Genomic DNA, 24,206 nt, shown 5'->3' on the forward strand with positions numbered 1-24,206 from the left:
GAACGGGACCTGATCCATCCCTGGACTCAGGTCCTTCCTCTCTTCCGGCCAAACACCATCGTATTTGAACGATATTTTCACATGATCCGGCGACATTAATGAAATAGGGTTTATGGTATGGTATACCTTGAAAGCTCGCCCAAATGACTGATCAGGAGGTTACACGCTTGAAACGATTCTTTTCGAAAGCGCTGTCTATCATGTTGGTTGCCGCTTTATTATCCGGTATGGGAATGGGTCTGATCCCGTCTTCCCGCGCCCATGCGGCTGCACCGGGAACCGATCTTCTGGCCTCAATAACGCTGAAAACAGGGGAGAATGTAAAGGTCAGCTCGGAAAATACGAACCGCAAGGCCCCTCTGGCCGCCTCCCATGACGGAAGCAGCTATTGGCAGTATGGCGGCTCGGCCGCCAACATTTTCCCGACTGCAGGCAATACCGCTTCATTGTGGGTAGCCGTAGATTTGGGTTCGGCTCAAGCTGTGAATGAATTCCGTTTTGACATTCCTACCAGCTTCTCCAACGTCCAAAAACGGATGTCGGGTTATGAGGTGCTGTACAGCACAAGCGAAGAAGCTTGGACAAACCTGCCCGCCACCAACAACTCAAGCGCCAGTGTCCTGGATTGGTCCAGCAATGCCTGGGCCTTGGCCAAGCATGTTGCCGTTCCGGCAGCTGTTACACCCGATGATCCCAACTGGGGCGCCTCTCTTACACCCGGTACTTCCGCTTGGACAGCAACCTCCACAGGTCCTCTGTCGGCTCCGGTGTCGGCACGGTATGTCCTGATCCATTTTACGTTAATTTCCGGAAGTCCGGGCACCTTGGGCGCTTCCGGCCTCACGGTGCTGAGTGCTGCCGGCTCCGTCGTTTCTCCCGCTGTTATTCCTGTATCCGCCTCTTATGAAAAGGGCAGCGGCAGCACAGTAACAGCCAACCTCCAGCTTCAGGGCGATACTCTTGCCGGAATAAAGGCAGGCCCCACCGTAGCGGAGGCCGTTTACCTGGTAATGGGACAGGATTATTCACTGTCTGCCCCTTCCGGCGGAATCCAGCAGGTTGTGCTCGCAACCGGATATCTGGAATCTCTCCCCCAAGGAACCACTACACTGGGCTTTCAATTCACAGGGGGAACGATTGTGCCCTTTGAGCTGAATGTCACATCACCCTTGTATTCGGATGTTTACATGAATGATTATGGCAGCGGTTACGCTTTGATCGAGCCCTCTTATCCGGGAATGAGCCTGACTGTTGGCCGTCCGGCTGTAGTGGATGCCCATGCCTCTTCCGGCAAGTTCCCAATCTTCCGCATTGTGAAAGCTCTGCCGGGCACCACCATTACCGGAACGCTTTACGGCCCCGGAGGCGCTGCAGCGTACAGCTTTCCTGCCGTGAACGCAGACACACAGACAGAGCTCACCGTACCGGACACCGTTGCTCTGGCCAACGGCACCTACAAGGTTTCCTTCACCCTCACCAACCAGGGCGGAGCCCTTTACGACACCTTTTACTTCACGGCTATTGACCGGTTTGATTTATACAAGTCGGTTACCCATCCGCTTCATTCCGGCAATGCCAATGTAGCCAATGTGAGTCCCGATTCCTGGGCAAATGAAGCTTATCCCGCCCTTCAGCTGGATGATGCGGGCAGGATTGCCTATGTCCCGGATTACAAGGGCAACCGGATCATGGATTATTCCGATGTCGGCTACAAGGGAGGCGGTACAGCCATCCCCAACGTGCCGGTGCGCGCCAAGGTAGCGCCGCTTGCGGACAATACCCAGGATGCCTGGCAGTCCATTCAGGATGCCATTGATTATGTTTCCATGTATCCCATTCAGGAGGATGGCTTCCGTGGTGCGGTTTATCTGGAGCCGGGAGTATTCCGCATCAGCAAACCTCTGACCATTGCGGTCTCCGGTGTGGTGCTGCGTGGAGCGGGTGCCGGAACCCCAACTCCTGTAGTAGGCGACGGTTCTGCAGCTAACCCCTACAACCAGCAAATCGCCAATGAGGAGGAAGAGCCGGATACCACCAAGCTTATTGCCACGTGGACCCTTAGCCCGTCCTATACACCGCCGGCCAACCATTCCGCAACCGGGGGCAGTCCGTATGACAAGTCCATGAAGGGTACCATGATTTACATTACGGGACCCAAAGCCTCCACTCCCGCCAATGTGACGGTGGAAATTACGGACCAGTACGTAGGAGCCGGGCAAAATTTCGTTCATGTTGCACGTACAGACGACTTCTTCGTGGGGGATGTAGTTTCCGTAAGAAAGGCCGTCAACACCAACTGGGTGAAGGCCATGTACATGGACAAAATCGATGGCGCCAGCAGCTGGCTGACCAACGGCACTCTGGAAAGCGGCTTTGCCGGAATTCCTTTCTCCGCCGAACGGACAATTATTGCCATTGATGCGGCAACAGGAACCATCACCTTCGCCGAACCCCTCTCGGATAATCTGGACCGGCGCTGGGGCGTTTCCACTCTTGCCAAATCACCGGAGGACAACCGGATCAATCATGTGGGTGTGGAGAATATCCAGGGTATCTCCCACTTCTACAATACGGACAGCAAACCCGCCCTGCAGAAATACGGCTCCCATTACCTGTCCTATAACGATGAGAACCATGCCCAGGTCTTCGTGGCTATGGTGAATGTGCGCGACGGGTGGATGCGGAATTTCGTCACCTATCAGATCGACAGCGCCTTTGTCACCGACGGCAGCTCCCGCAATATTACGGTTCAGGATGGTTATGTGCTGGACCCGGTCAGCCTGATGGATGCCGGAGAGCGCAGATACTCCATATATTACAGAAAATCCCAATTTATGTTTACCCAACGGGTACATGCCCGGTATATGCGCCATGCCTTTATTGTGGACTCTTATACTTCCGGTCCCAATGTGTTCTATGACAGCAGCAGCGAATATACCTCCAATGCCTCGGAGCCCCACTTCCGCTGGTCCTCCGGGGGATTGTACGACAGCACCACCGCACGGTTTTATCTCCAGAACCGGTGGAACATGGGCACCTCCCACGGCTGGGCGGGCGTCAACTATCTGATCTACAATTCCACCGGGCCTTTTATGGTGACACAGCCCCAGCTTACACCGAACTATATCATGGGCCAATGGTTCGACAGCGCGACCAACCGCCTGGGCTCCGCCACCAATCCGGAAACCGGACGCCAGAAGACGGACAAGGGCACATCCGAGAATATGACAGCGGCCAAAATGAACGGCGGTATGGTCCCCAATTTTGAGGCTTATGAGTACGGGATCAATAAAAAGCTGTCTCCCCAAGGAGACCGGTTGCCGGAGAGCCTGTACGTTCAGCAATTGGTTAACAGCCACGGTGCAAAGGCTGCGGCTGTCATTAAGGAAAATACTGTTCCTCCCATCATCGACCGGTCCAGTTCCTACAAGCCCAAGCTAAGGGATTTGCAGGTGGAGGGCCAAACCTTGCCAGGCTTCTCGCCGGAGGTTTCAGGCTACAGCTATCACCTGCCGCTGGATTACGATTATTCCAAGCCGCCGGTCATCACCGCTGTTGCGGAGCCGGGAATTGCTGTAGACATTGCCTATCCGCAGCATAACAGCAGCGAACCCGTGCTTATTACGCTGACTGATGCCACCGGTGTAAAGAATTTTTACAAGGTGAGCTTTGCCTCCACTCCTAAATCTCCCATTGTTCTGGCCAGCGACCAGCAGGTGGATGCCAGCAATCAGAACTATGCGGTGAACGTGCTGAACCCCAATGACTATGCCGGACCAACCTCCGTAAGATGGGCAGCCAGCGGTGCCGTATGGATCAGAATGTACTTAGGGGAAAAGGAGCAGACTCTGCACGGGGTACAGGTGGGCTTCACCCAGCATGCGACCAGCCCCCGTACCTATAAGCTGCGCATCGAATATTCGGCAGACGGGCAGAATTGGTCCTTCGTCCCTTCCGGCACCGTAACAGGCGGCGGGGGGGAATCTGCACCGGTGGAGTGGACCACCGACGGACAGACTTACTATAACGCACTAACCCTTAACCCCGGAAGCGCCTCTGCGGCGGAAAATACGCTGCAGACCTTTACCTTCGACGAGCCTGTGAAGGCACGCTTCATCCGGATTGCCGGAAACGGCAATACCACCGGCACAGGCAACAACGCGTGGAGCGTCTATTGGCGGCTGCGTCCGCTGCTTACGGGAGGCATCTCCTCCTATGCGCCTCCTGAGGCCGTGGCCATTACAGGCCCGGCATCCGTGATTGCCGGCTCCGCCGTGGGGCTGCAGGCTCAGGTGACGCCGGAAGCGGCATTGGTGAAGGAGGTTATATGGAGCTCCAGCAACCCCAGTGTTGCATCCGTGGACTCCAAGGGCAACGTAACAGGCCATGCGGCAGGAGACGCCGTGATTACGGCCACCACGGTGGACGGGCGGTTTGCGGCACCGGGTCTTCTGGAGCAGGCAGCGGCCAGCCACCCCATAAAGGTGCAAGCAGGGGTGATTGAGGAACCGAATGAGGACAATACCGGCTCCCCGGGGTCGGGTCCGGCAATGGGCGGCGGCCAGCCGGTCCAAACCGGCAGCTCCTCCACGAAAACCCTTGCTGCCGGGCAAGCCGGAGAGGTTAGTCTGAACGGACTTGTTATAGTATCCGTGCCGTCCCAAGCGGCAGCCGGAGAAATCACCTTAACGGTGGAGCAGGTGAAGGCGGACCTGATCCCCGTGCTTCCCGCCGGTTCGGCTTTGGGCGGCGGGGTGTATGAAGTGTTGAAGCAGGGTTCCTCCGCGTTAACGAAGCCCTTTGCGCTGACCGTTCAGTTCGATCCGGCCAAAATACCGGCAGGGCACAAAACGGCGCTGTTTTATTACGATGAAGCAGCCAACGCCTGGGTTGAGCTGAAGGACAGCAAGGTGGAGGGCAATACAATGACCGCATCCACCGACCGTTTTGGCAAGTATGCGGTTATGGCAATTCAAGAAAAGTCCGGGTTGCCCGGCACCCCCGTGTCCTTCCCAGACGTATCCGGCCACTGGGCCGAGGCCGTGATTAAACAAGCGGCAGGCAGCGGCATCCTGGAGGGGTACCCGGACGGCAGCTTCCAGCCGGACCGGGCGGTGACCAGGGCGGAGTTTGCCGCCATCCTGGTAAAAGCCCTCCAGCTGCCGGATGCGGACGCTGCGGCAGTGTCCTTCGCCGATGAGGCTGCCATCGGGGAATGGGCGAAGAAGCCCATCGGCCAGGCGCAGCGGCTGGGCATTGTTTCCGGCTATGAGGACGGCACCTTCCGTCCCCAGGCGGAGGTGACCCGGGCCGAGATGGCCGTGATGGCGGCACGCGCTTTGGGTCTTGATGCGGCGGGCAACGGCGCTGGCTCCGGATTTGCCGATGACGGGCAAATCCCTGCCTGGGCCAAAGGCGCGGCAGCGGCCTTGAAGGAAGCGGGCCTTGCCCAAGGAAAGGAAGGCGGCGCGTATGCCCCCGCCGATTCCACCACCCGGGCAGAGGCGGTTACCCTGCTGCTGCGAATGGCCGCTTATAAGAAGCAGTAGCTCATGCGTGAACGATGCAGCCATAGCATACCGCAATAGCATGCGGCAGTAGTGCAGTAGCTTGCGGCGGTTGCTTGCGGCGGTTGCGGCGGTTGCTTGCGGCAATAGAAAGAGGCTTGCCCGATGGCAAGCCTCTTTTCCTTGTTTTCGCGCTTCGTCGACGTACCCCCGGGGTGTAACGGACCGTCGTTTCGTTATTCTCCCATTTCGCGCCTTTTTGGCCGTTTCGCGGACACACGATCCGCTATTTCGGCTTTTGGGCATTCCAGCCGCATCTTTTTCCCCAAATAACGGATTCTCTGTCCGTTCAGCAGCCAGAATGGCATGATTCAGCGAAATAGTGGAACCTGTGTCCGTTAGGCGCACTGTCCGCTAGGCTCGCTCCCCGTTAGGCGCACTGTCCGCTAGATGCACTGTCCGCTAGGCTCGCTCCCCGTTAGGTGCACTGTCCGCCAACCAGCCCCCTCCGCACAAGTGCGGAAGGGTGCGCCGGTGCGCCCGCCCCGCTATCCGCATCAAACTAAATCCGCTTCCACACCTTCTCCGGCGGATGCACGGGTTGGGTCTCCACCACCGAACCATCCTCCAGCCGCAGCCAGGTGGCGAACTCCGCCGGATTCTCCTCGTCCAGCCGGATTACCCGGGCGCCCCGGAGCATGCCTTCCTTGCCATAGGCCCCTTCCTGGCCATACTCTCCACAGCCCGAAGCCCGGCCATAGTGCAGCCGGATGCCGTGCAGCTCGCCCCAAAAGTCGTTGACATGATCATGCCCGGCGAATACCCCCCGCACATCCCCCGTCTCCAGGAACGCTGTAAACAAACCGGAGTTTACCTTCGGACAGCCCATCCCCTCATAGTTGACACCGTAGCAGGTATGGTAGTCCCACAGCTGGTTGTACTCCGGCAAGGGGATATGGAAGAAGGCTAAGGCCGGAACCGGGACCCCTCCGTTTCCCCGCTGCAGCCGGCCGGCCCGCTCCTTGTACCAGCCGATCTGGCCGTGGGTGATCCACTGGTAACCGCCCACAGGATGATCCGTATGCCCGCCGGAATCCAGCAGGTACAAGGCTGCCGCCGGCCGCTGCCCGTCACCGGAACGGATTTCCAGACAGCAGTTGCCCAGCCTGTCCTCCAACTGCGGTCCCGCTTCCGTCACACACCCCGGCAGTTCCTGCTGCAGGGCAATCAGCTGCTCCTTGGACACGTCATGGGCATCGGCATCGTGGTTGCCGAACACAGCAGCCCACTTCACACCCGACTCCGTTGCCGCCTTAACGGCCTCCCGGTAGGAGGCGAAGGGATCGTGGCAGGCCTCGCTGTGGATGACATCGCCGGTAAACACCACCAGATCCGGCTTCTCCACCTCGATTACCCGCTTCATAAGAGCGTAGGACTGCTCGTCCCCCGGCTCACCGTTTTTCCAGTGGATATCCGTAAATTGCACAATGGTAAAGTCTCCATTTTTCCCGAATTGCAGCATGTTTGTCTCTCTCCCTATATGGTGTGACTGAAAACCCGCCAGAGTTTCCAGACACACTGGTTTTTGCCATTATACTCCTGGGCAGGGAGAATGAAAATATATTTTTCTTAACTGGAGGCGCTGGTGTATTTGCGGAGGCTGGCCGTGAAGAATACGGAGGCTCCAATAAACAGAACAGCCATAATCCCTGCCCCTGCCAGAAGCGCCGCCAGGGGAGGCTCCTGCACAAGCGCCTGCGACGGCACAGATACAATGAAGCCCAACGGGAACACCCAGGTTAGCGCCAGCCGGACAAACCGGGGATACATCCCCATTGGGTAACGTCCCGCCTGCATCAGATCCTCCATGATCCAGAGCAGATAGGTCCCCCTGTACCAAAAAGCCATGGAGCTGAGAAACAGCATCAGGGAATAGAGAATGCCGATGGCGACGGCAAGAGCAGCGGCAAAGATCACCAGGGCCCCCCACGATACAGCTTTATCCATACTGGCCAAAGCCAGGATGATAACCCCCATGCTGACAGCCATGTGAAAAACGGACCACGGGGACCATTTGCGCAGGCTGACATAAAATTGCTTGGAAACCGGGCGCAGAAGGGTATAATCGAAGGTTCCCTGTTCGATTTCGCCGTCCATCCCCCCAAGCAGGTTCATACTCGGGCCAATCACCAGATTTTTCACCGATTGCACCAGCAGGTATACCCCCAGCACAGCCAGTGTTTCCGGCATGGTCCAGCCATTCAGGCTTTCATTGTTCCGGAACAGCACCCAGATGCCGCCGATGCTGCCCGCCAGCTCCAGCACCGCCTTGAGCAGATGGAGCAAGAAGTTAAGCCGGTACGCCGATTCCTCCTGCAAGGCCATCCGGATAAAGGTCACCACCAGTTTCAGCTCTTTCATGTTTTGCCTCAGCCTCCCACAGCGGAATAGCGGCGTACGCCTTGTTTGTTGATATAGAAGCAGACGCCTGTGAACAACGTCAGCCAGATCCCCTGCATGGCGAAGCCCCGGACCAGCTCCTGACCGGACAAGCTCCCCATCAGCACCTCCACCGGGAAGGAGAGCATGTAGCGGTACGGAAGCACGGAGGCCAAGCGATTCAGCGCACCGGGAAAAAGCGCCACCGGCGCCACCTGCCCGGCCAAGAGATAAAACAAGGTGTCGTTGACACTCAGCAAAGCGCCGGATTGGCGGGTCCAGAAGGCCACAAGGGATAGACAATACGCCAGCAAAAAGCGGACTCCCACAGCCAGCAGCATAGCCCCTGCAGCCAGTGGGATATGCTCCGGGCCAATATCCATGCCGGTGTCCACCCCCAGGCATACCCCCAAAACCAACGCCACCGCCAGCACAAAGGGCACACAAACCAGCTTTACTGCCAGCTCCTGCCCGATAGCACCATAGACAAGAGGCAGCGGACGCAGCAGCGCACTTGAGATGGAGCCGTTGTGGATCATCTGGGCCGTGGACCAGTGGGTGGTTGGGTAGGTCAGCTGATTGACGACGATGACGCACAGGTAATAAACAGCGAAGCCGTTCCGGTCATAGGTGCCGATGGTGCCGTTTCCCGCGGCTGTCATCCACACAAACAGATAAATCAATGGCCCGGTCATCCACCCTAAAGCGAGGGTCCAGAAGAAGCCTTTTGCCGAGAGATATCCAAATAATTGAGCCCGGATCATTGCCCATCCCCCACGCCAATTCATCGGGCCACCTCCCCGGAAAACAGCTTGTCGATGACCGCTTCCACCGGCGGATCGGTGATGCTGAACTCCGCCAAATCGGCTGTCTGCATCAGCATCGCGCTGGCCTGCACCGCATTCTCCTTGCGCACCCGCAGCGAATAGGCGCCGCTTTTGCTTTCGGTCAGCTCCGCAGGAATCCCCCGGCTGTCCAGCAGCTCCTGGGTCAGCTCCCCGTTCTCCGCCAAGGCCAGCCGGATCATTTTGTAAGGCATAAGCTGCTCCGACAATCCCGACAACGGACCGTCGAAGGAAAGCCTTCCTCCGGTGATCAGCATGACCCGGGGACATAAGGAGGTGATATCCGCCATATAGTGGCTGGTCAGAATCACCGTTGCCCCATACCTCCGGTTATATTCCCCGATATATTCCCGCAGCCGCATCTGCATGGTCACATCCATCCCCAGTGTCGGCTCATCCAGGTACAGGATTTCCGGGCGGTGCAAAAGAGCCAGGATCAGCTCGCACTTGGAGCGTTCCCCCAACGACAGGTCCCGCACCCGTTTGGGCATCAGCTTATCCACATCCAGCATGAAGGCCAGCTCCGTAAGCCGGGTTTTGAAGGCTGCCTCCGGAACCTGGTAGATATCCCGGAAGATGGTCATACAATCGTACACGGTGTTGTTCCATTGCATCTGACTGCGGTTTCCCATAAGCAGGCTGATCCTCTGCAGATAGCGTTTTTCCCGCTTCCAAGGGACATAACCTGCCGCCTCCACCCTGCCGCTTGTGGGACAGAGCAAGCCGGAGAGCAGCTTCAGCGTTGTGGTTTTGCCTGCGCCGTTGGGGCCGATGACCCCCAGCATCTCTCCCTGCCGGATGGAAAAGCTGATGCCGTCCACCGCCTTTACCTCCATAAATTCGGGCTTTAACAGGCTGGCAAAGGCTGACCTCAAGCCTCCCTTGCGGACAGGCACCCGGTAAATCTTCGTTAATTCCTCCGCCATAATATGCGGCATATTCCCACCTCCACTTTGATCGCAGCTTATTCGGATCCCAGTATAGCAAACCCAAACCAGGGTGGTGTATAGTTGGAGGGTTAGGGTCTGTCTTCAAACCCGCTTGGGGGCATCTTTTACCGCCTTTTCGTCCCAGGCTATCGTTACTTTCGCTTGACGTACCCCCGGTACGCCTTCACAAAAGTGCCTTGCCTGGAACGAAAATTCGCCAAAATCTGTTCCCCTCGGAGTTTGAGGACAGACCCTAGGATAAATAGCTGTTCACAGGAGGCCGGTTAGGATGGAGGAATGGGGAGAGGTTGAAATTACGCTGGAGCAGGCCCTTCGCCTGCGGCATATGGACCCGGCGCGGCTGGCGCAACAGGCGGACATCCAGCGCAGCCAGCTGAATTTATACCTGAGGAATGAAATCAAACGCCCCGATCTCCAGGTTCTGGCCCGGATTTGCACGGTGCTACAATGCGGGGCCGGGGACATCATCCGTTTTATCCCGCCCCCGGCGGACCACCGGGACAGCCCCGCCCGGCAGTCCGGCTTCTACACCACCGGCCAGCTGGCCCAAATTGCAGGGGTGCATCCCAACACCATCCGCTTCTACGAACGGTGCGGACTGCTTTCGGAGGCCGGACGCGGTGCCAACGGCTACCGGCAATTTACGGTGCGGCACCTGGCACAGCTGCGTGTCTGCCGGATCATCCTGGGGGATCCGTATACCAACAGCACCCTGCGGCATACGGCCTTCCGGATTGTGGAGGCCTTGAGGGAATGGGACCTGCCCCAGGCCCGGCGGCTGACGGACGAATATAAGCGGCTCCTGGAAAAGGAATATGCCGTTGCCCTGGAAACTGCAGCCCTGTTGAAGGCCTGGGCGGAAGGGGAAACCCTGGCCGTTCCCGGAGAGGGATATAGCCACAAGGAGGCGGCTGCGCTGTTGGGGGTAACCCCGGAGGTTCTGCGAAACTGGGAGCGCAACGGGTTGACCGCCCCCTCCCGGTCCGGCACGAACCGGCAGCGGATTTATGGAGGCAGCGATATGGCCCGGCTGCGGATTATCTATATGCTGCGGCAGAACAACTACAGCATCGCCGCCATCCGGAGCAGCCTGGCCGCCTTCGACAGCGGCAATCAGGCCGGGGCGGTGCTGGCGCTGAACCAGCCGGTGCTGGATCCGGAGAGCGAATACCTCCAGGCGGGAGACCATTGGCTGGAGGTGCTGGAGACCCTGTCCCGCAGCGCCGAAAAAATCCGGCGGATTGTGCAGGAATTGACGGACTGAAGGCTACAGCTGTACACCACCCCAATGCCCCCAGATAAACATATACCCAAGCAGCAACACTCTATCCGAACAGGCTTGATGCTAAGCGAACGAATACAGCCATGAAAAAACCGGATGCGGGACTTTTTTTGTCCCCATCCGGTTTTCCGTTTGTCTTCTGTTTATTCCACCACAACATGGGCAGCGGGGAGTCCCGCCGAGGAGACAGCCGCCACAAATCCCGCCCCAGGCTTCACTTCTGCGAAGATGGCAGCCCGACCGTTGGCCAGCTGCACCAGGCGGCTGCCCCGGGTGGTGCCCAGATTATCCAGCAGCCTGCCGTCACCCGCCCCGGAGAATCGCACGAAGCAGGCGGCATCGGCGCAATACACCCCATTTGTGTCGTAAGCCTCCGCCTCCAGCAGCACCCGGTCCTCCGCCACCCGGCGGGCGGTCAGCCGGAGCTGGGCCGGTGCCGACCAAACAGCCGTCTGGTAATGCAGCTGCGCCTGATCCTCCACAGCCGCTTCTAACCCTACAGTGGTGCCATTCCCCGCTCCGGTGTTGGCGCTGTCGTTCTTGCCGAGGGTACCGCCCCAGCCTAAAGCCTTCAGTTCATTGCTTCCCTCCGGCAGCAGCACATCCCACCGCAGACCGGCGCAGGGGAAATCCTGGCTGTTCCGCTCCTTCACCCCTTGGCTTTCACCGTTGACGAACAGTTCCACAAAGCGGCAGTTGGAGTAGACCCGAACCCGCTTCTTTTCCCCTTCCTTGCCCCAGCGTACCTTCCAGGAGTGCCCGTAAATCCGCACCATCGGCTCCGTGCTCCAGTAGGACTGGAACACGTAAAAGGCTTCTTTTTTGGTCAAATCCCGCTCCACAACACCCTTCTGGTTCACATACGGCACCGGATTGTCCGGGCGGACCGGGGTGGAGAAATCCTTGAACACCCATTGGGCGGTACCCGTCAGCCAGCCCATGGTTTCCTGGCATTTCAGATGCCAATCGATAAGATCGCAGAAGTAGGTTTCCGACCAGTCCCCCAGCACCGAAACCCGGGGATCACCGCCGGACATCAGGAAATCCCCGTCCCGCTCCTCCGCAGTCGTCCCTGAGGCAATCTCAGCAAAGCCCGTGTACGGCTTTTCCACATGGCGTCCCGCCATATTGTCCGCGCCCCATTCCATATGGAAGAAACGGTCGGTCTGCTCGAATTCATTCCGGGTATAGGTTTCATATTGGGTATAGATGCCCCTGTACCACCCGGCCCAGATGGAGGGGGAATAGACGTCGACGATATCCTTGCAGAATTCGCAGCGCCGGATGGCCGTCACCCGGGAGTCATCCAGATGATGGGAGAGCTCATGCAGCTCCTTCATAAACCCGCGGATAGCTTCCTTGTCAAAATAGTCGTAGTCCCCCTCCCAGTCGTTCTCGTTGCCCAGCCCCCAGATGATGACGGACGGGTGGTTGTAATGCTGGTTGATCATAGCCCGGAGCATGTCCCGGCATTGCGTCTTATACGCCTCATTGCCCAGTCCGCCGCGGCACCAGGGAATCTCCTCCCATACCAGGAGGCCCAGCTCGTCGCACAGCTCCAGCACCAGCCGGGATTGCTGGTAATGCCCCAGCCGGATGAAGTTGGTACCCATCTCCTTCACCAGCTGCATCTCGGCGCGGATCAGCTCCTCCGTCATGGCCGCCCCAACTCCGGCATGATCCTCATGGCGTTGGGTGCCGTTCAGAAGAAGCCGTTGGCCGTTTAAGCGGAAAGGACCCTTTTCCACAAATTCAAAATGCCGCACCCCAAAACGCTCTGCCACCCCCGTGTCTCCGGATGCTCCGGTGAGGGTAACCTCGCATGTGTACATGGACGGCTGGTCAGGGCTCCATAGCTCGGGCTCCTCCAGGACAAAGGAAGCCAGCTCCTCCATCCCGTCTTGCGGCAGGCTGCACGCCTTCTCAAACCGCCGGATTTCCGCTCCCGAAGGATCGCGGATAACCGCAGTCAGCCGGGTTTCGCCGGTTAGGCCTTCAGGATTGTACAGCCTGGCCCGGACGGAGATTTTCGCGCGGAAGCCGGGTTGTGCCGTTGATGTGTTGTTTGCTCCGGCCGCGTCCGTCCCCGCGTCTCCGGTGGCTAACGCGGATGCCGGGGCTGCCTCTTTTTCACCGACGCCACTTTTCGCCTCCGTCCTCACCTCCACATGCACCCGTTCCAGGGATACCGCCGGCACATACACCAGATGCACATGGCGGTAGATGCCCCCATACAGGTTAAAATCGCTGATATCCGAGGGCACTGTCTGCAGATCCCGGGAATTATCCGCCACTACGGCCAGCGGAACACACTCTCCATACAAGGGATGCTGCCGGATGCGCTCCACCGCCTCCGTAATATCTACCGTAAATTCATCGTACCCGCCGTTATGCCGGGCGACCTCCTCGGTATGAATGAACACCGCCGATTTTTGGCCCACTCCCTCAAAATGAAGCAGCGTCCGCCCGCCGGGATACGGATTGTTGACCTGGAGCCGGGTCCGGTACCAGCCCTCTCCCTGGTAATATTTCACGTCCGGATCAACGCCGTCGTGGCTATTGAAGCAATGGGGCAGGTACACCCTCTCCCACGGCAGATGAAAGAAGCTGTTAGGCAGCTTATCCGCCCGCCAGACCTCCCAAATTCCGCCCAACCCGCCTCTGTAATGCTCCCAGCCCTCTGTCAGTGTAATGGATTGCATCGTACATTCCTCCTTCATCTATAATTGAATCTTACCAGAGGGGAAGTCTGCAAAGTCCGGGTCTATTATGATAAAATGTTGTTACATTACGGTGAGGACGGCGAATATACGTATGAAAATTCTCAACTACCTGAACCTGAACCAGCATCCGGTGCAATGCTCCTTCCGGGTAGACCGGACCCGGCAGTTCTCCGAGATTTACCATGCCCATCAAGGCATGGAGCTGCTGTTTGTCCATGAGGGTACGATCCGGGTCGTGGTAAACCGCCAGATAGTTGACCTGACGGCAGGCAATCTGGTGGTGTTCCGTCCCTTCCAGCTCCACCGGGTGATTATGCGGACAGAGCCGGGCGGTGCTTATATCCGTACCCTGCTGGTATTCGAGCCGGGAGAGCTGGCGGAGCGCCTGGAAGCCTTCCCCTCCCTGCGCCAATTCCTCCAGCGGCTGTGGAAGGAGCCCCTGCAGCAGCAGGTGTTCCAGAACCTGCCGCTTGCGAGGACAGTGGACAAGCTGGAGGAGTACCGGCAGCGGATGGAGTCTGCGGCGCAGGCAGAGCTCTTAGAGGAGCAGATGCTCTGTCTGACAGATATGCTGGGGCATCTGAAGCGTCATGAGGAGCCGGAGCTGCTGCTTCACCGGCTTCCCCCGCCCCAGGGCTCCGCCGTGGCGGAGCAGGTGATGGAATGGCTCGAGGCGAACTTCGCCGAGCCCTTCTCGCTGGAGCAGCTGGCCCAGGCGGTCCATCTGACGCCCAGCCACGTCTCCGCTGCTTTCCGCCAAGCAGTGGGCAGCACCATCACGGACTACCTCACGGCCGTCCGGGTGCGCCAGGCCTGTCTCCTGCTGCGGACCGGGGACAAAAGCGTGGAGGAAATCGGCCAGGCCGTCGGCCTCCAGAACACCTCCTACTTTTGCCAGATGTTCCGCAAGCATGTGGGCTTAAGCCCCCACCGGTTCCGGCGCTCCTTCCAGAGGACGGAGTAGAGGGTGCTCTTCCTCCCGGCCTGTAGCAGAAAAATGCTTCCGCAAGCTCCCGTATCATGGTCGGCGTCTACGCAGGATAGCGGAAACGGATTTCCGCTATTCTCCCGCTGCACCATGCCGGCACCGCAATAACGGAAGCAAATTCCCGCTATCGCGCAGGTTCCCCCCGCAGATGGGCCCCAGGAGGAGCAATAGCGGAAATTCCTTTCCGCTATTGCCCCGTAGCAGACATGCTGGGCCGCATAACGGAAAATACCTTCCGTTATTCCATAGGAGCGGCTGACGCTGCCCTTTTACTTCAACCAACGAAAAAAGCCCCTCCCGCGGAAATGCGGAAGGGGCTTGCTGTCATTTTAACCAGATAGGTATTTTCCCCACCAAACCTTAGTCGTCGGAGCTGAGGATACCCAGGATGCGCAGCACGTACAGGAACAGGTTGATGAAGTCCAGGTAAAGGCACATCACGGCCAGCGGAATCATTTCGTCGGAGAGGCCCTGCCGGTAGCGGGAGATGTCATACAGGATATAGCCGGAGAAAATCAGCACACCCAGCACGGAGATGCCCAGGCCCAAACCGCCGCCGAAGCCGCCGGTGAACATGCCCACCAGGCTGAACCCTACCAGAGTGAACAGGCCGATGGTCAGCATGCCGCCCAGGAAGCTGAAATCCCGCTTGGAGAAATACGCGTAGAAGGACAGCGCGGCAAAACCCGCAGCCGTTACGGAGAAGGCGGTCAGCACCAGCGAGTTGCCGCCGATATTGGCGTAATGGGCAATCGTCGGGTACAGCGTTACGCCGCTTATGAAGGTAAAGGCGAACACAAAGGGGTAGCCGATGGCTTTTTTGCCTCTGCGGATCCAGAACGCCGAAATCACCATGACGAACTCCACCACCACCAGCGGCAGGAACAGCGCAGGGGGAACCATGGTTCCGATAGCCGTGCCGATGAAGGAGATGAGGACCGAAATCGTAAACATACGCATGAGCTTGTGGAACGGATCGTTATACGCTTCCCGTTCCATGTCCACCGCAATCGGGCGGGATTGAACATCCATTTTGAAAATCCACCTTTCGGTTCGAATATGAGCCTTGCAAATTATCCTTTTACCATTGTATCACAAAAGCCTGCCATTTTATTACCTGTCCCTAAAGGAAGCTTACCGGGCAAACTCCACATCTTAGCATAGGTCCGTTTCAGGGAACCCATACTATAACCATTCCAACTATCGGGAAAGGAGGGAAACGCAATGGGGGTTATGGTGGATTTTGTGCGGAATCACTGGCTGTTCCTGGCTCTAGTGGTTGGTTCAGGCGCTGCAGTGGCCTTTGTCTGGAGCCACAAACAACGGCTGTTCTACAACAAACCGGAGCCGTAAGCGGCTGGTCCGGTCACAGTTCCGCCGATTCCTGCGGATTGGCGTAGTCTGTAGTTTTGTTTTTTCGCGGCGGCTTGAGCAAGAGCGTTCCTCCCAGCAGAAAAGCCCCGCTTACATAGAAGACCGAAACCAGCCCCAGGGATGCCCCCACCAGTCCAAAAAACAGCGGCGCCGTAAATTGCGAGATCCGGTTCATAAACAGCCGCAGCCCCAAAACCTCACCCGTTCTCGATTTCGGGGAGGAGTTATACGCCACCGTCATGGAGATCGGCTGCCCGCAGCCCAGCCCTAACCCCATCAGCACACTCCAGATGCCCAGCCATACCGGATGGGATGTGAAGGCTACCAGCAGGAAGGCCGCTCCGGAGACCAGAATGGACCCGATGAGAATGCCGTTATGGGAAAATTTCTGCAGCAGCCGGGACATAAAGAACCGCACCAGCACCATAGACAGCCCCTGTATGGACAAAATCCAGCCTACCGTGGAGACGGAAATGCCCTCTCCCGTTGCATACAGGGGAAAATACGCGGTGAAAATCTCCCGGGAGTACAGGGCCAGAGCATTGCCGATCAAGGCCCGAAGCAGGTCGGCATTCTTCAACAGGACCAGGGAATCCGTCAGCCCCACCTTCAGCTGCTGCTTGTTCCGCTTCTGTCCGGGCAGCCTCCAGGCAAATAGAAAAGAACCCCCGAATACGGCCAGAGCGCTAGCGAACACAGCAGAATACGAAATATGGCTGATCAGATAACCCGCCGTTACCGGCCCCAGGAATGCGCCAAGGGAATTGGCGGTGCTGAACCAGCCGTAATAATCATCCCGTTTGCCTTCGGGGGCGGCGTGGCCAAGGGCATTTTGGAGAGAGATAGCAATGAAGATGCTGGAAAATCCCGTGATCAGCTGGGACACGTATAAGGCCCACAGAGAAGGAAAAAACCAGGGCAGTGCCATGCCGATGCCGCAGCCCACCATACCGAACAGCACCGGCAGCCGGTCGCCGAAGCGGTCGGCTATTTTGCCTGCGGAGATGGAGAAGAACATGGGGAGAAAGGCGTAGCAGGCGGTGAGCACCCCCATATCCAGCGTGGATGCCCCCAGAGAGGCGGCGTACAGGGGCACAGCCGGTCTGGATAAATTAAGAATCAGTTGAAACGCAATGCCTAATACCATCACATTCAGAAACATATGCAGCGAACCCTTCTGTCTTCGTCGTCCCTCCATTGTAACGCCGCAGGCAGCAGGGGAAAAATCGTCATTTTCTATGGATTTGCATAGAGAGAGGGAATGGATTGGCGGTAGTTAGCCTGGATAAAATGTACAAATGCCTTTACCGCCGGAAGCTCCAGCAGCTCCTGCCGGTACAGCATCCAGGTGGTCCACAGAATGGCTTCGCTATCCTCTCCGGCCAATGGCAGCCGGTACAGCTCCCGGTCATCCCCGTCCAGCACAATGGAGGGAACGATAGCGTAGCCCAGATCATTCTGCACCATACGCTTGGCAATCTCCGCATTGTCCACATGCATAAACACATTGGAGGGCTGGCTGTAGCGCTGCTTCCACCAGTTCTCGATAATCCGGCTCAGCATCGGGTCCGTGGTAAAGGCGATTCTCCGCCTGTTGGGAAGCTCCTCCGGATCAATGGGCACGCAGGACAGGATGCACACCTGCTCCTGCTCCAGCATCTCCATGGTATCAGGCCATTGAGGATTGCCCCGGACAATCCCGATCTGCTCCTTCTGGCTGGAGACGGAACCGACCAAATCCTGGCTTAGCGCCGTGGAAATATCGAATTCCACTAAGGGGTACTGCTGGGAGAAGCGCCGCAGCACATCCGGCAGCCGGTACAGCGCCACTGACCGGGATACCCCCAATCGAAGTGTGCCCCGCACCTCACCCTGACCTTGAGCCAGCTCCTCCTTCATCTCCCCCCACCGCTTCAGCATCTCCCTGGCGTACTCCACCAGCCGGTCCCCTTGCCCGGTGAACTCGATGCCCCGCCTGCCGCGGTACACCAGAAGAGGTACCCCCAGCTCCCGCTCCAGCTGCTGCAGCCTGTAGGTCAGGGAGGGCTGGGACAGGAACATCCGCTCCGCCGTCCGGGTAATATTGCGCTCCTGGGCCAACATATCCAGTATTGTCCAATCCTTTTCGTCCATGGTCGCGGTTCCTTTTTTTCTTACCAGTATACCAAAAAAATCAGTCCCTCACGCTTCGGCAAAGCCAAACAGTACATCAAAAAAGCGGCCCCGCATAGGAGAACCGCTTTATGATCAGGCCGTTTGTTCAGATAAACAGGATTATCCCTTCAGTGCCTTCGCTGCGATATCCGTCCGGTAATGGGCGCCGTCGAAGCCGATTTTGCGCACCTCGGCGTAGACGTTCTCCCGGGCTTCGGCAATGTCCTTGCCCAGTCCGACCACGTTCAGCACACGGCCTCCGGCGGTGACAATTTCTCCGCTCTGGCCAAGCGCTGTTCCGGCGTGGAATACCATGGCCTCAGGGCTTATTTGATCCAAACCGCTGATGGTGAGACCGGTGGGATAGGAGCCCGGATAACCGGGGGAAGCCAGTACGACGCAAACCGCAGCTTCATCGGTCCATTCGATGTCCAATTGATCCAAAGTGCCGTCCAGGGTAGCCAGCATAATATCCACCAGATCCGTTTTCAGCTTGGGCAAAAGCACCTGGGTTTCCGGATCGCCAAAGCGGGCGTTGAACTCGATGGTTTTGACACCTTTATTGGTCAGCATCAGTCCGGCGTACAGAATGCCCTTGAAGGGGCGGCCTTCCTTGACCAGGGCCTCGGCCATGGGGCGCACAATGTTGGCCAGCGCCTCCTCCACCACCGACTCGGGGATATGCGGCAGCGGGGAATAAGTGCCCATACCGCCGGTGTTGGGGCCTTGATCGTTGTCGAAAACCTGCTTGTGGTCCTGGGAGGGAGCCATGGGCTTCACGGTGGTGCCGTCCACGAAGGATAACAGGGACATTTCCTGTCCCTCAAGGAATTCCTCGATGACCACACTGCTGCCGGAGGCGCCGAACACCTTGTCCAAGAGGATGCTTTTCAGGGCTTCCTCCGCCTCTTCTACTGTTTTGGCCACGATGACACCCTTGCCTGCGGCCAGCCCGTCAGCCTTCACCACAATTGGCGCGCCTTGGGCACGCACATAGGCCACTGCCTCGTCGTAGCCGGTGAAGCTGGCATAGGCGGCCGTGGGAATGCCGTATTGGATCATCAGCTGTTTGGTGAACACCTTGCTGCCTTCGATGAGGGCGGCGTTTTGGCGGGGGCCGTAAGCGGTGATGCCCTTCGCCTCCAGATGGTCCACCAGCCCGGCCACCAGCGGATCGTCAGGGGCAACCATGACCAGATCGATTTTTTGCTCCAACGCAAAAGCGCTGATCTTCTCGAACTCCAGCTCCTTGATGGGCACACATTCCGCCAAGGAGGCGATGCCGCCGTTGCCCGGAGCGCAGTACAGCTTGGATACCTTGGGGCTTTTGGCCAGCACCCACAAAATGGCATGCTCCCGGCCGCCTTTGCCAATGACTAAAATCCGCATGGTCACGACTCCTTATTTATGATGACAAGTCCGGTTTCACCGCTGTTCCGGCGGATGGTTTTGACCAGCAGGGAAATGCGGTTGTCCGGATTGAGCAGGCTCCAGTAGGTGTTGGCGATGGTTTCCGCGTTACCGCGCAAAGGCACCAGCCGGGGCTCTCCGGTGAAGGAGGGCAGCGGATTGCCGTCGCCTTCATAGGTGTGGATGCAGTGGCCAAAGCCGGGCAGCGCTTTTTCGTAGGTGTAGGTGTGGCGCAGGGTCTGGTCCTCGGTGTTGCCGGCGGACTTCAGGATGGACAGCTTGTAGGCAAACTGGCTGTCCGCCAGATCCGTGAACCCGCTGATCCGCGGGGTGAAGTTGGGGCCGTCCGGCTCATAGGTCCGGGTGGTCAAGGCACCCTCGAAGCTGCCGCCATGCTGGAGCGCTTCGTGGATGGTGTCCGTCTGGTCACCGTTGGTGACGATATGGGCACCGCCCAGATGCTTCAGCGGATAGTAGATAATCAACGACGGGTCGGTAAGCTTGGCGGGATCGCGGGCCTCCGTCCGCAGAAAGCCGTTGTCCTCGGCGATAAACACCCGGTTGCGGCTGTTTTCGCTGCGTCCCATAATCCAGTACACCTGAACATACTGCTCTCCGTCCTCGGACAAGCCGATGACGATGCCCCGGCCGGGGTACGAGTTGTTCTGAAGCTCATTCAGATAAGCATCCGCAAGCGCGGCTCTATTGGTATGGTTGGTTGTCATGCCTGGTGCCTCCTTCTTCAATAATCCTTGCTTGGTCGGTTTCAGCGACTGGCCTGACGGCGTTGTGGATACGTTGGACACGTTAATTGCACCGCCTCATACGAACCAAACTGGACTCTAATGGTGCTGAAACCTATGCTGTCCGCGACCAATTTTCCCTTGAGTAACCTTCCCAACTCCGCCCCCACCGGCTAACGGAACTCAGCGACTCTTACAGACGGTTTTGGAGTAACTTTGCATTTTAACGGAACTCAGCGACCCTTAGGAGCCTGATTTTACTCTCAAACCCCCGTTTTCCCCTGCTAAGCGCGTCTCAGTTCCGTTAGAGTTTCTATCGGGTCATTTTAGCACGCTAAGCGCTTCTGAGTTCCGTTAGAGCTTAATCCGTTGTCGTCCGACAGCATGCCTAGGTTCACATAATGCTGTACCCACCGGCTAACGGAACTCAGCGACTCTTCCAGGCGGTTTTGGAGTAACTTTGCATTTTAACGGAACTCAGCGACTCTTAGAAGCCTGATTTTACTCTCAAATCCCCGTTTTCCCCTGCTAAGCGCGTCTCAGTTCCGTTAGAGTTTCTATCGGGTCATTTTAGCACGCTAAGCGCGTCTCAGTTCCGTTAGAGCTTGGACCCCTTGCACCCAGGTTGGTTACAAGGGGTCCAGGGCTGGCAGGGCGCACCATTGTCAGATATCAATGGTGGAACAAACGGACGCCGGAATAGGCCATGACCATGCCGTAGTCGTTGGCGGCCTGGACCACTTCCTCGTCGCGCACCGAGCTGCCGGCTTGGGCTACATACTTAACACCGCTGCGGCTGGCCCGGTCCAGGTTGTCCCGGAAGGGCAGGAACGCATCCGAGCCGTAGGATACGCCGGTCAGCTTGTTCAGCCAGGCCCGCTTTTCCTCGCGGGTCAGCTTGGCCGGCACCTCGGCGAATGCTGCTTCCCATGCTGCCTGCTCCACCGGAGTCAGCTCCTCCTCCAGCCACAGGTCGATGGCGTTGTTCTGTTCGGCACGGGAGAGGCCCGGGCGGAAGCTCATGCTAAGCGCCGCCGGATGCTGCCGCAGGAACCAGCGGTCTGCCTTGTCCCCGGCCAGCCGGGTGCAGTGAATCCGCGACTGCTGTCCGGCGCCGATGCCGATGGTTTGTCCGTCCAGGGCGTACACAATGGAGTTGGACTGGGTGTATTTTAACGTAACCAGAGCAATCAGCAAATCCCGCTTGGCCTGCTCCGGCAGATCTGTGTTTTGGGTGACAATATGGGTCAGCGCTTCCTCGTCGATCACCGCATTGTTGCGCTCCTGCTGCAGGGTCAGGCCGAACAGCTTGCGGCTTTCCACCGGATCGGGCACATACTCGGGGTCGATTTGCAGAATCAGGTACTTGCCGCCCTTCTTCGCCTTCAGAATCTCCAGCGCCTCATCCGTATACCCCGGAGCCACCACCAGGTCGGATACCTCCCGCTTCAAGAGAAGAGCGGTGGAAGTGTCCACAACATCGGACAAAGCCGCAGCATCGCCGAAGGAGGACATCCGGTCCGCTCCCCGGGCACGGGCATAGGCTGTAGCTAGAGGTGACAGCACTAGTCCCTCCACAAAATAAGCCTTCGCCAGCTCCTCCGTCAGCGGAACAGCAACCGCCGCTCCCGCCGGGCTCACGTGTTTGAATGAAGCCGCCGCCGGCAAACCGGTGGCGCGCCGCAGCTCCCGGGCCAGCTGAAAGCCGTTCAGGGCATCCAGCAGATTGATATATCCAGGATCCCCGTTGACCACCTTGATGGGAAGGGCCGTATCATGGGTGAGCTTAGCCTGCTTCTGATGCGGGTTCATGCCGTAGCGAAGGGTCAATTCCTTGGATTCCGCGTTCTGACTCATGAGTTCATATCCCGTCCTTTTTAATTTGATTCCGTCCCGCCAACTGCTCCAGCACGATTCTTCCGGTTGCGATATCCTGCACCACTTGAGGATATAGCTGATGCTCGATGTGATGAATCCGTTCGCTGACGGTCTCCTCCGTGTCATCCTCCCGGAGCTCCACCGCCCGCTGGGCCACAATGGGGCCGCTGTCCAGCCCGCCGTCTACCAGATGCACGGTTACACCGGTAACCTTGACCCCGTACTCCAACGCCTGCCGGACCGCATGCATCCCGGGAAAAGACGGCAAAAGCGAGGGATGGATATTCAGCATCCGCCCCCAATAACCCTGCACCATCACATCCGTCAGAATCCGCATGTACCCGGCCAGCACCACCAGCTCTACGTCAGCCTCACGGAGCCGCCGCAAAATCTCTTCCTCGTAGCCTTCACGGCTGGGGTATTCCTTGGGCCGAAAGACAAAAGCGGGCACACCCGCCTTGGCCGCCCGCTCCACTACCGGGGCCTGGGGTTTGTCACAGACCAGCAGCTTCAGCTCTACTTGGAGCCTGCCGTCTGCGATGGCATCCGCCAGCGCCTGGAAGTTGCTGCCCCCGCCGGAGGCAAACACCGCTACCCGCAGAGGCTGCCCCGGCTGGCGCTCCGCCAAGGCTGCTTGATCCCGGCTGGCAGCGGTCCCTCCGCCCAACGCCTCTCCCGAAAAAGAGGCCTCGCTTCTCATACCTCCGCACCCGTAAAGGTGACGATCTTCTCACCGGCAGTCACACGGCCCAGGCGGTATGCCTTTTCCCCGTGCTCCTCTGCCAGCTTCAACGCCTTCTCCGCGTCCGCCTCCGGCACAATCAGCACCATGCCGATGCCCATGTTGAAGGTGCGGAACATATCGTTGTTGGTGATGTTGCCGTCTTTTTGCATCAAATTGAACACAGGATGGATCGGCCAGGAGCCGTAGTCGATCTCCACATTGACTCCGTCCGGCAGGCAGCGCGGGATATTCTCCAGGAATCCGCCGCCGGTAATGTGGGCCATGCCTCTAACCTCTACCTCCCGCAAAAGCGCCAGGATGGACTTCACATAAATCTTCGTCGGCGTCAGCAGCACCTCGCCGAGGGTTCCGTTCAAGCCTTCTATCCGGGCATCCAGGCTGTAGCCTTGAGTCTCCAGCAGGAGCTTGCGCACCAAGGAGAAGCCGTTGCTGTGGACGCCTGTGGAGCCCAGCCCGATAACCGCATCACCTGCGCGGATAGCACTGCCATCCACAATCTTCGGGCGGTCCACGACGCCCACGGAGAAGCCGGCGATATCGTATTCGCCGTCCTGGTACATACCCGGCATCTCGGCGGTTTCGCCGCCGATCAGCGCGCAGCCTGCCTGAACGCAGCCCTCGGCCACGCCGGACACAATCGCTTCAATCTTTTCCGGCACCAGCTTGCCGCAAGCCAGATAATCCAGGAAGAACAGGGGTTCGGCGCCCGACACCACAATGTCGTTGACGCACATGGCCACCGCATCGATGCCGATGGTATCATGCTTGTCCATTTCGAAGGCCAGCTTCAGCTTGGTCCCCACGCCGTCCGTACCGGAAACCAGAACCGGGTCCTTGTAGCCGCTTTTGTCCAGTCCGAACAGGCCGCCGAAGCCGCCCAGACCCGTCAGCACCTCAGGACGCATGGTCCGGCTGACGTGCTTCTTCATCCTCTCCACCGCTTCATTGCCTGCGGCTATATCGACACCAGCTTCTTTGTAGGCTTCTGACACCGGGATTCGCTCCTTTGGGTAAATAAATATATGGTTGTGCAGCATGCTGCCGGAATGCCCTCCACTTCCCTGCTCTGCTAAAGTTGGGGAGGATGTAAGCGGCAAACAATGTCTGCTATTTCAAAATTTTGACCCCACGGGGCAAAATAACGACATGAAATGTCTGCTATCCACAC

The 24,206-nt window shown here is 58.2% G+C and carries 17 protein-coding genes; 4 read left to right on the forward strand and 13 right to left on the reverse strand.

All coding sequences use genetic code 11. The annotated features are described in order from the left end of the window. The first annotated feature begins 167 nt into the window (after positions 1-167). On the forward strand, positions 168-5,549 hold the full coding sequence (locus tag ACI1P1_RS16700) for an S-layer homology domain-containing protein (RefSeq protein WP_416217558.1): 5,382 nt from the start codon (positions 168-170) through the stop codon (positions 5,547-5,549). 520 nt (positions 5,550-6,069) lie between these two features. On the opposite strand, the gene ACI1P1_RS16705 is transcribed toward ACI1P1_RS16700, so the two are convergent. The 4 genes from ACI1P1_RS16705 to ACI1P1_RS16720 all read right to left on the reverse strand — a co-directional run bounded on the left by ACI1P1_RS16705 (position 6,070) and on the right by ACI1P1_RS16720 (position 9,729). Then, complete coding sequence (locus tag ACI1P1_RS16705; RefSeq protein ID WP_416217559.1) at positions 6,070-7,029, reverse strand: metallophosphoesterase family protein; 960 nt, start codon at positions 7,027-7,029, stop codon at positions 6,070-6,072. A gap of 107 nt (positions 7,030-7,136) precedes the next feature. Next, positions 7,137-7,928, reverse strand: coding sequence for an ABC transporter permease (locus tag ACI1P1_RS16710; RefSeq protein ID WP_416217560.1), 792 nt, complete (start codon positions 7,926-7,928; stop codon positions 7,137-7,139). Between the two features lie 8 nt (positions 7,929-7,936). After that, a complete protein-coding gene (locus tag ACI1P1_RS16715; RefSeq protein WP_416217561.1) occupies positions 7,937-8,734 on the reverse strand; it encodes an ABC transporter permease in 798 nt (265 codons plus the stop codon). Next, positions 8,731-9,729 (reverse strand): ABC transporter ATP-binding protein, encoded by a 999-nt coding sequence (locus ACI1P1_RS16720; RefSeq protein ID WP_416217562.1) that lies wholly within the window; start codon positions 9,727-9,729, stop codon positions 8,731-8,733. Before ACI1P1_RS16720 ends, ACI1P1_RS16715 begins: the two co-directional genes overlap by 4 nt. Positions 9,730-10,009: 280 nt before the next feature. Here ACI1P1_RS16720 and ACI1P1_RS16725 point away from each other — a divergent pair, with 280 nt between their 5' ends. Continuing rightward, positions 10,010-11,005 (forward strand): MerR family transcriptional regulator, encoded by a 996-nt coding sequence (locus ACI1P1_RS16725; protein WP_416217563.1) that lies wholly within the window; start codon positions 10,010-10,012, stop codon positions 11,003-11,005. A gap of 161 nt (positions 11,006-11,166) precedes the next feature. On the opposite strand, the gene ACI1P1_RS16730 is transcribed toward ACI1P1_RS16725, so the two are convergent. Next, entirely contained in the window at positions 11,167-13,725 is a 2,559-nt protein-coding gene (locus ACI1P1_RS16730; RefSeq protein ID WP_416217564.1) for a glycoside hydrolase family 2 TIM barrel-domain containing protein, read from the reverse strand. 112 nt (positions 13,726-13,837) lie between these two features. Here ACI1P1_RS16730 and ACI1P1_RS16735 point away from each other — a divergent pair, with 112 nt between their 5' ends. Beyond that, positions 13,838-14,710, forward strand: coding sequence for an AraC family transcriptional regulator (locus tag ACI1P1_RS16735; protein ID WP_416217565.1), 873 nt, complete (start codon positions 13,838-13,840; stop codon positions 14,708-14,710). Between the two features lie 384 nt (positions 14,711-15,094). Here ACI1P1_RS16735 and ACI1P1_RS16740 read toward each other — a convergent pair whose 3' ends face one another. Then, positions 15,095-15,766 carry a Bax inhibitor-1/YccA family protein gene (locus tag ACI1P1_RS16740; RefSeq protein WP_416217566.1) on the reverse strand — a complete coding sequence of 224 codons (672 nt, stop codon included), beginning with the start codon at positions 15,764-15,766 and terminating at the stop codon, positions 15,095-15,097. Between the two features lie 192 nt (positions 15,767-15,958). On the opposite strand from ACI1P1_RS16740, the gene ACI1P1_RS16745 reads away from it, so the two are divergent. Next, entirely contained in the window at positions 15,959-16,087 is a 129-nt protein-coding gene (locus tag ACI1P1_RS16745) for a hypothetical protein (RefSeq protein WP_416217567.1), read from the forward strand. A 13-nt stretch (positions 16,088-16,100) separates the two neighbouring features. On the opposite strand, the gene ACI1P1_RS16750 is transcribed toward ACI1P1_RS16745, so the two are convergent. The 7 genes from ACI1P1_RS16750 to purM form a co-directional block, all read right to left on the reverse strand. Continuing rightward, the gene (locus ACI1P1_RS16750) at positions 16,101-17,270 is read right to left on the reverse strand and encodes an MFS transporter (RefSeq protein WP_416217568.1); all 1,170 of its coding nucleotides are present in this window, start codon (positions 17,268-17,270) and stop codon (positions 16,101-16,103) included. Between the two features lie 74 nt (positions 17,271-17,344). Beyond that, positions 17,345-18,241 carry a LysR family transcriptional regulator gene (locus ACI1P1_RS16755; RefSeq protein ID WP_416217569.1) on the reverse strand — a complete coding sequence of 299 codons (897 nt, stop codon included), beginning with the start codon at positions 18,239-18,241 and terminating at the stop codon, positions 17,345-17,347. Between the two features lie 141 nt (positions 18,242-18,382). Then, entirely contained in the window at positions 18,383-19,651 is a 1,269-nt protein-coding gene (gene purD, locus ACI1P1_RS16760) for a phosphoribosylamine--glycine ligase (RefSeq protein ID WP_416217570.1), read from the reverse strand. Between the two features lie 2 nt (positions 19,652-19,653). After that, positions 19,654-20,397, reverse strand: coding sequence for an IMP cyclohydrolase (locus tag ACI1P1_RS16765; protein WP_416217571.1), 744 nt, complete (start codon positions 20,395-20,397; stop codon positions 19,654-19,656). A gap of 690 nt (positions 20,398-21,087) precedes the next feature. Further along, the gene (locus ACI1P1_RS16770; RefSeq protein ID WP_416217572.1) at positions 21,088-22,272 is read right to left on the reverse strand and encodes a phosphoribosylaminoimidazolecarboxamide formyltransferase; all 1,185 of its coding nucleotides are present in this window, start codon (positions 22,270-22,272) and stop codon (positions 21,088-21,090) included. Positions 22,273-22,276: 4 nt separating this feature from the next. Next, positions 22,277-22,993, reverse strand: a complete 717-nt coding sequence (purN, locus tag ACI1P1_RS16775; protein WP_416217573.1) for a phosphoribosylglycinamide formyltransferase — start codon at positions 22,991-22,993, stop codon at positions 22,277-22,279. Then, positions 22,990-24,030: a phosphoribosylformylglycinamidine cyclo-ligase gene (purM, locus tag ACI1P1_RS16780; protein ID WP_416217574.1), complete on the reverse strand. Its 1,041-nt coding sequence runs from the start codon at positions 24,028-24,030 to the stop codon at positions 22,990-22,992. The genes purN and purM overlap by 4 nt, the downstream gene beginning before the upstream one ends. Between the last annotated feature and the right edge of the window lie 176 nt (positions 24,031-24,206).

Source organism: Paenibacillus mesotrionivorans, from assembly GCF_046098205.1.
In the GTDB taxonomy this organism is placed as follows: Bacteria; Bacillota; Bacilli; order Paenibacillales; family NBRC-103111; genus Paenibacillus_AR; species Paenibacillus_AR mesotrionivorans.

What these genes read in the sequence shown, in the direction of transcription:
- ACI1P1_RS16755 (WP_416217569.1), bottom strand. Translation starts at nt 18,241, where the DNA reads ATGGACGAAAAGGATTGGACAATACTGGATATGTTGGCCCAGGAGCGC.
- ACI1P1_RS16730 (WP_416217564.1), bottom strand. Translation starts at nt 13,725, where the DNA reads ATGCAATCCATTACACTGACAGAGGGCTGGGAGCATTACAGAGGCGGG.
- purN (WP_416217573.1), bottom strand. Translation starts at nt 22,993, where the DNA reads ATGAGAAGCGAGGCCTCTTTTTCGGGAGAGGCGTTGGGCGGAGGGACC.
- ACI1P1_RS16720 (WP_416217562.1), bottom strand. Translation starts at nt 9,729, where the DNA reads ATGCCGCATATTATGGCGGAGGAATTAACGAAGATTTACCGGGTGCCT.
- ACI1P1_RS16715 (WP_416217561.1), bottom strand. Translation starts at nt 8,734, where the DNA reads ATGAATTGGCGTGGGGGATGGGCAATGATCCGGGCTCAATTATTTGGA.
- ACI1P1_RS16765 (WP_416217571.1), bottom strand. Translation starts at nt 20,397, where the DNA reads ATGACAACCAACCATACCAATAGAGCCGCGCTTGCGGATGCTTATCTG.
- ACI1P1_RS16745 (WP_416217567.1), top strand. Translation starts at nt 15,959, where the DNA reads ATGGGGGTTATGGTGGATTTTGTGCGGAATCACTGGCTGTTCCTGGCT.
- ACI1P1_RS16735 (WP_416217565.1), top strand. Translation starts at nt 13,838, where the DNA reads ATGAAAATTCTCAACTACCTGAACCTGAACCAGCATCCGGTGCAATGC.
- ACI1P1_RS16770 (WP_416217572.1), bottom strand. Translation starts at nt 22,272, where the DNA reads ATGAGTCAGAACGCGGAATCCAAGGAATTGACCCTTCGCTACGGCATG.
- ACI1P1_RS16705 (WP_416217559.1), bottom strand. Translation starts at nt 7,029, where the DNA reads ATGCTGCAATTCGGGAAAAATGGAGACTTTACCATTGTGCAATTTACG.
- ACI1P1_RS16750 (WP_416217568.1), bottom strand. Translation starts at nt 17,270, where the DNA reads ATGTTTCTGAATGTGATGGTATTAGGCATTGCGTTTCAACTGATTCTT.
- ACI1P1_RS16710 (WP_416217560.1), bottom strand. Translation starts at nt 7,928, where the DNA reads ATGAAAGAGCTGAAACTGGTGGTGACCTTTATCCGGATGGCCTTGCAG.
- ACI1P1_RS16740 (WP_416217566.1), bottom strand. Translation starts at nt 15,766, where the DNA reads ATGGATGTTCAATCCCGCCCGATTGCGGTGGACATGGAACGGGAAGCG.
- purD (WP_416217570.1), bottom strand. Translation starts at nt 19,651, where the DNA reads ATGCGGATTTTAGTCATTGGCAAAGGCGGCCGGGAGCATGCCATTTTG.
- ACI1P1_RS16725 (WP_416217563.1), top strand. Translation starts at nt 10,010, where the DNA reads ATGGAGGAATGGGGAGAGGTTGAAATTACGCTGGAGCAGGCCCTTCGC.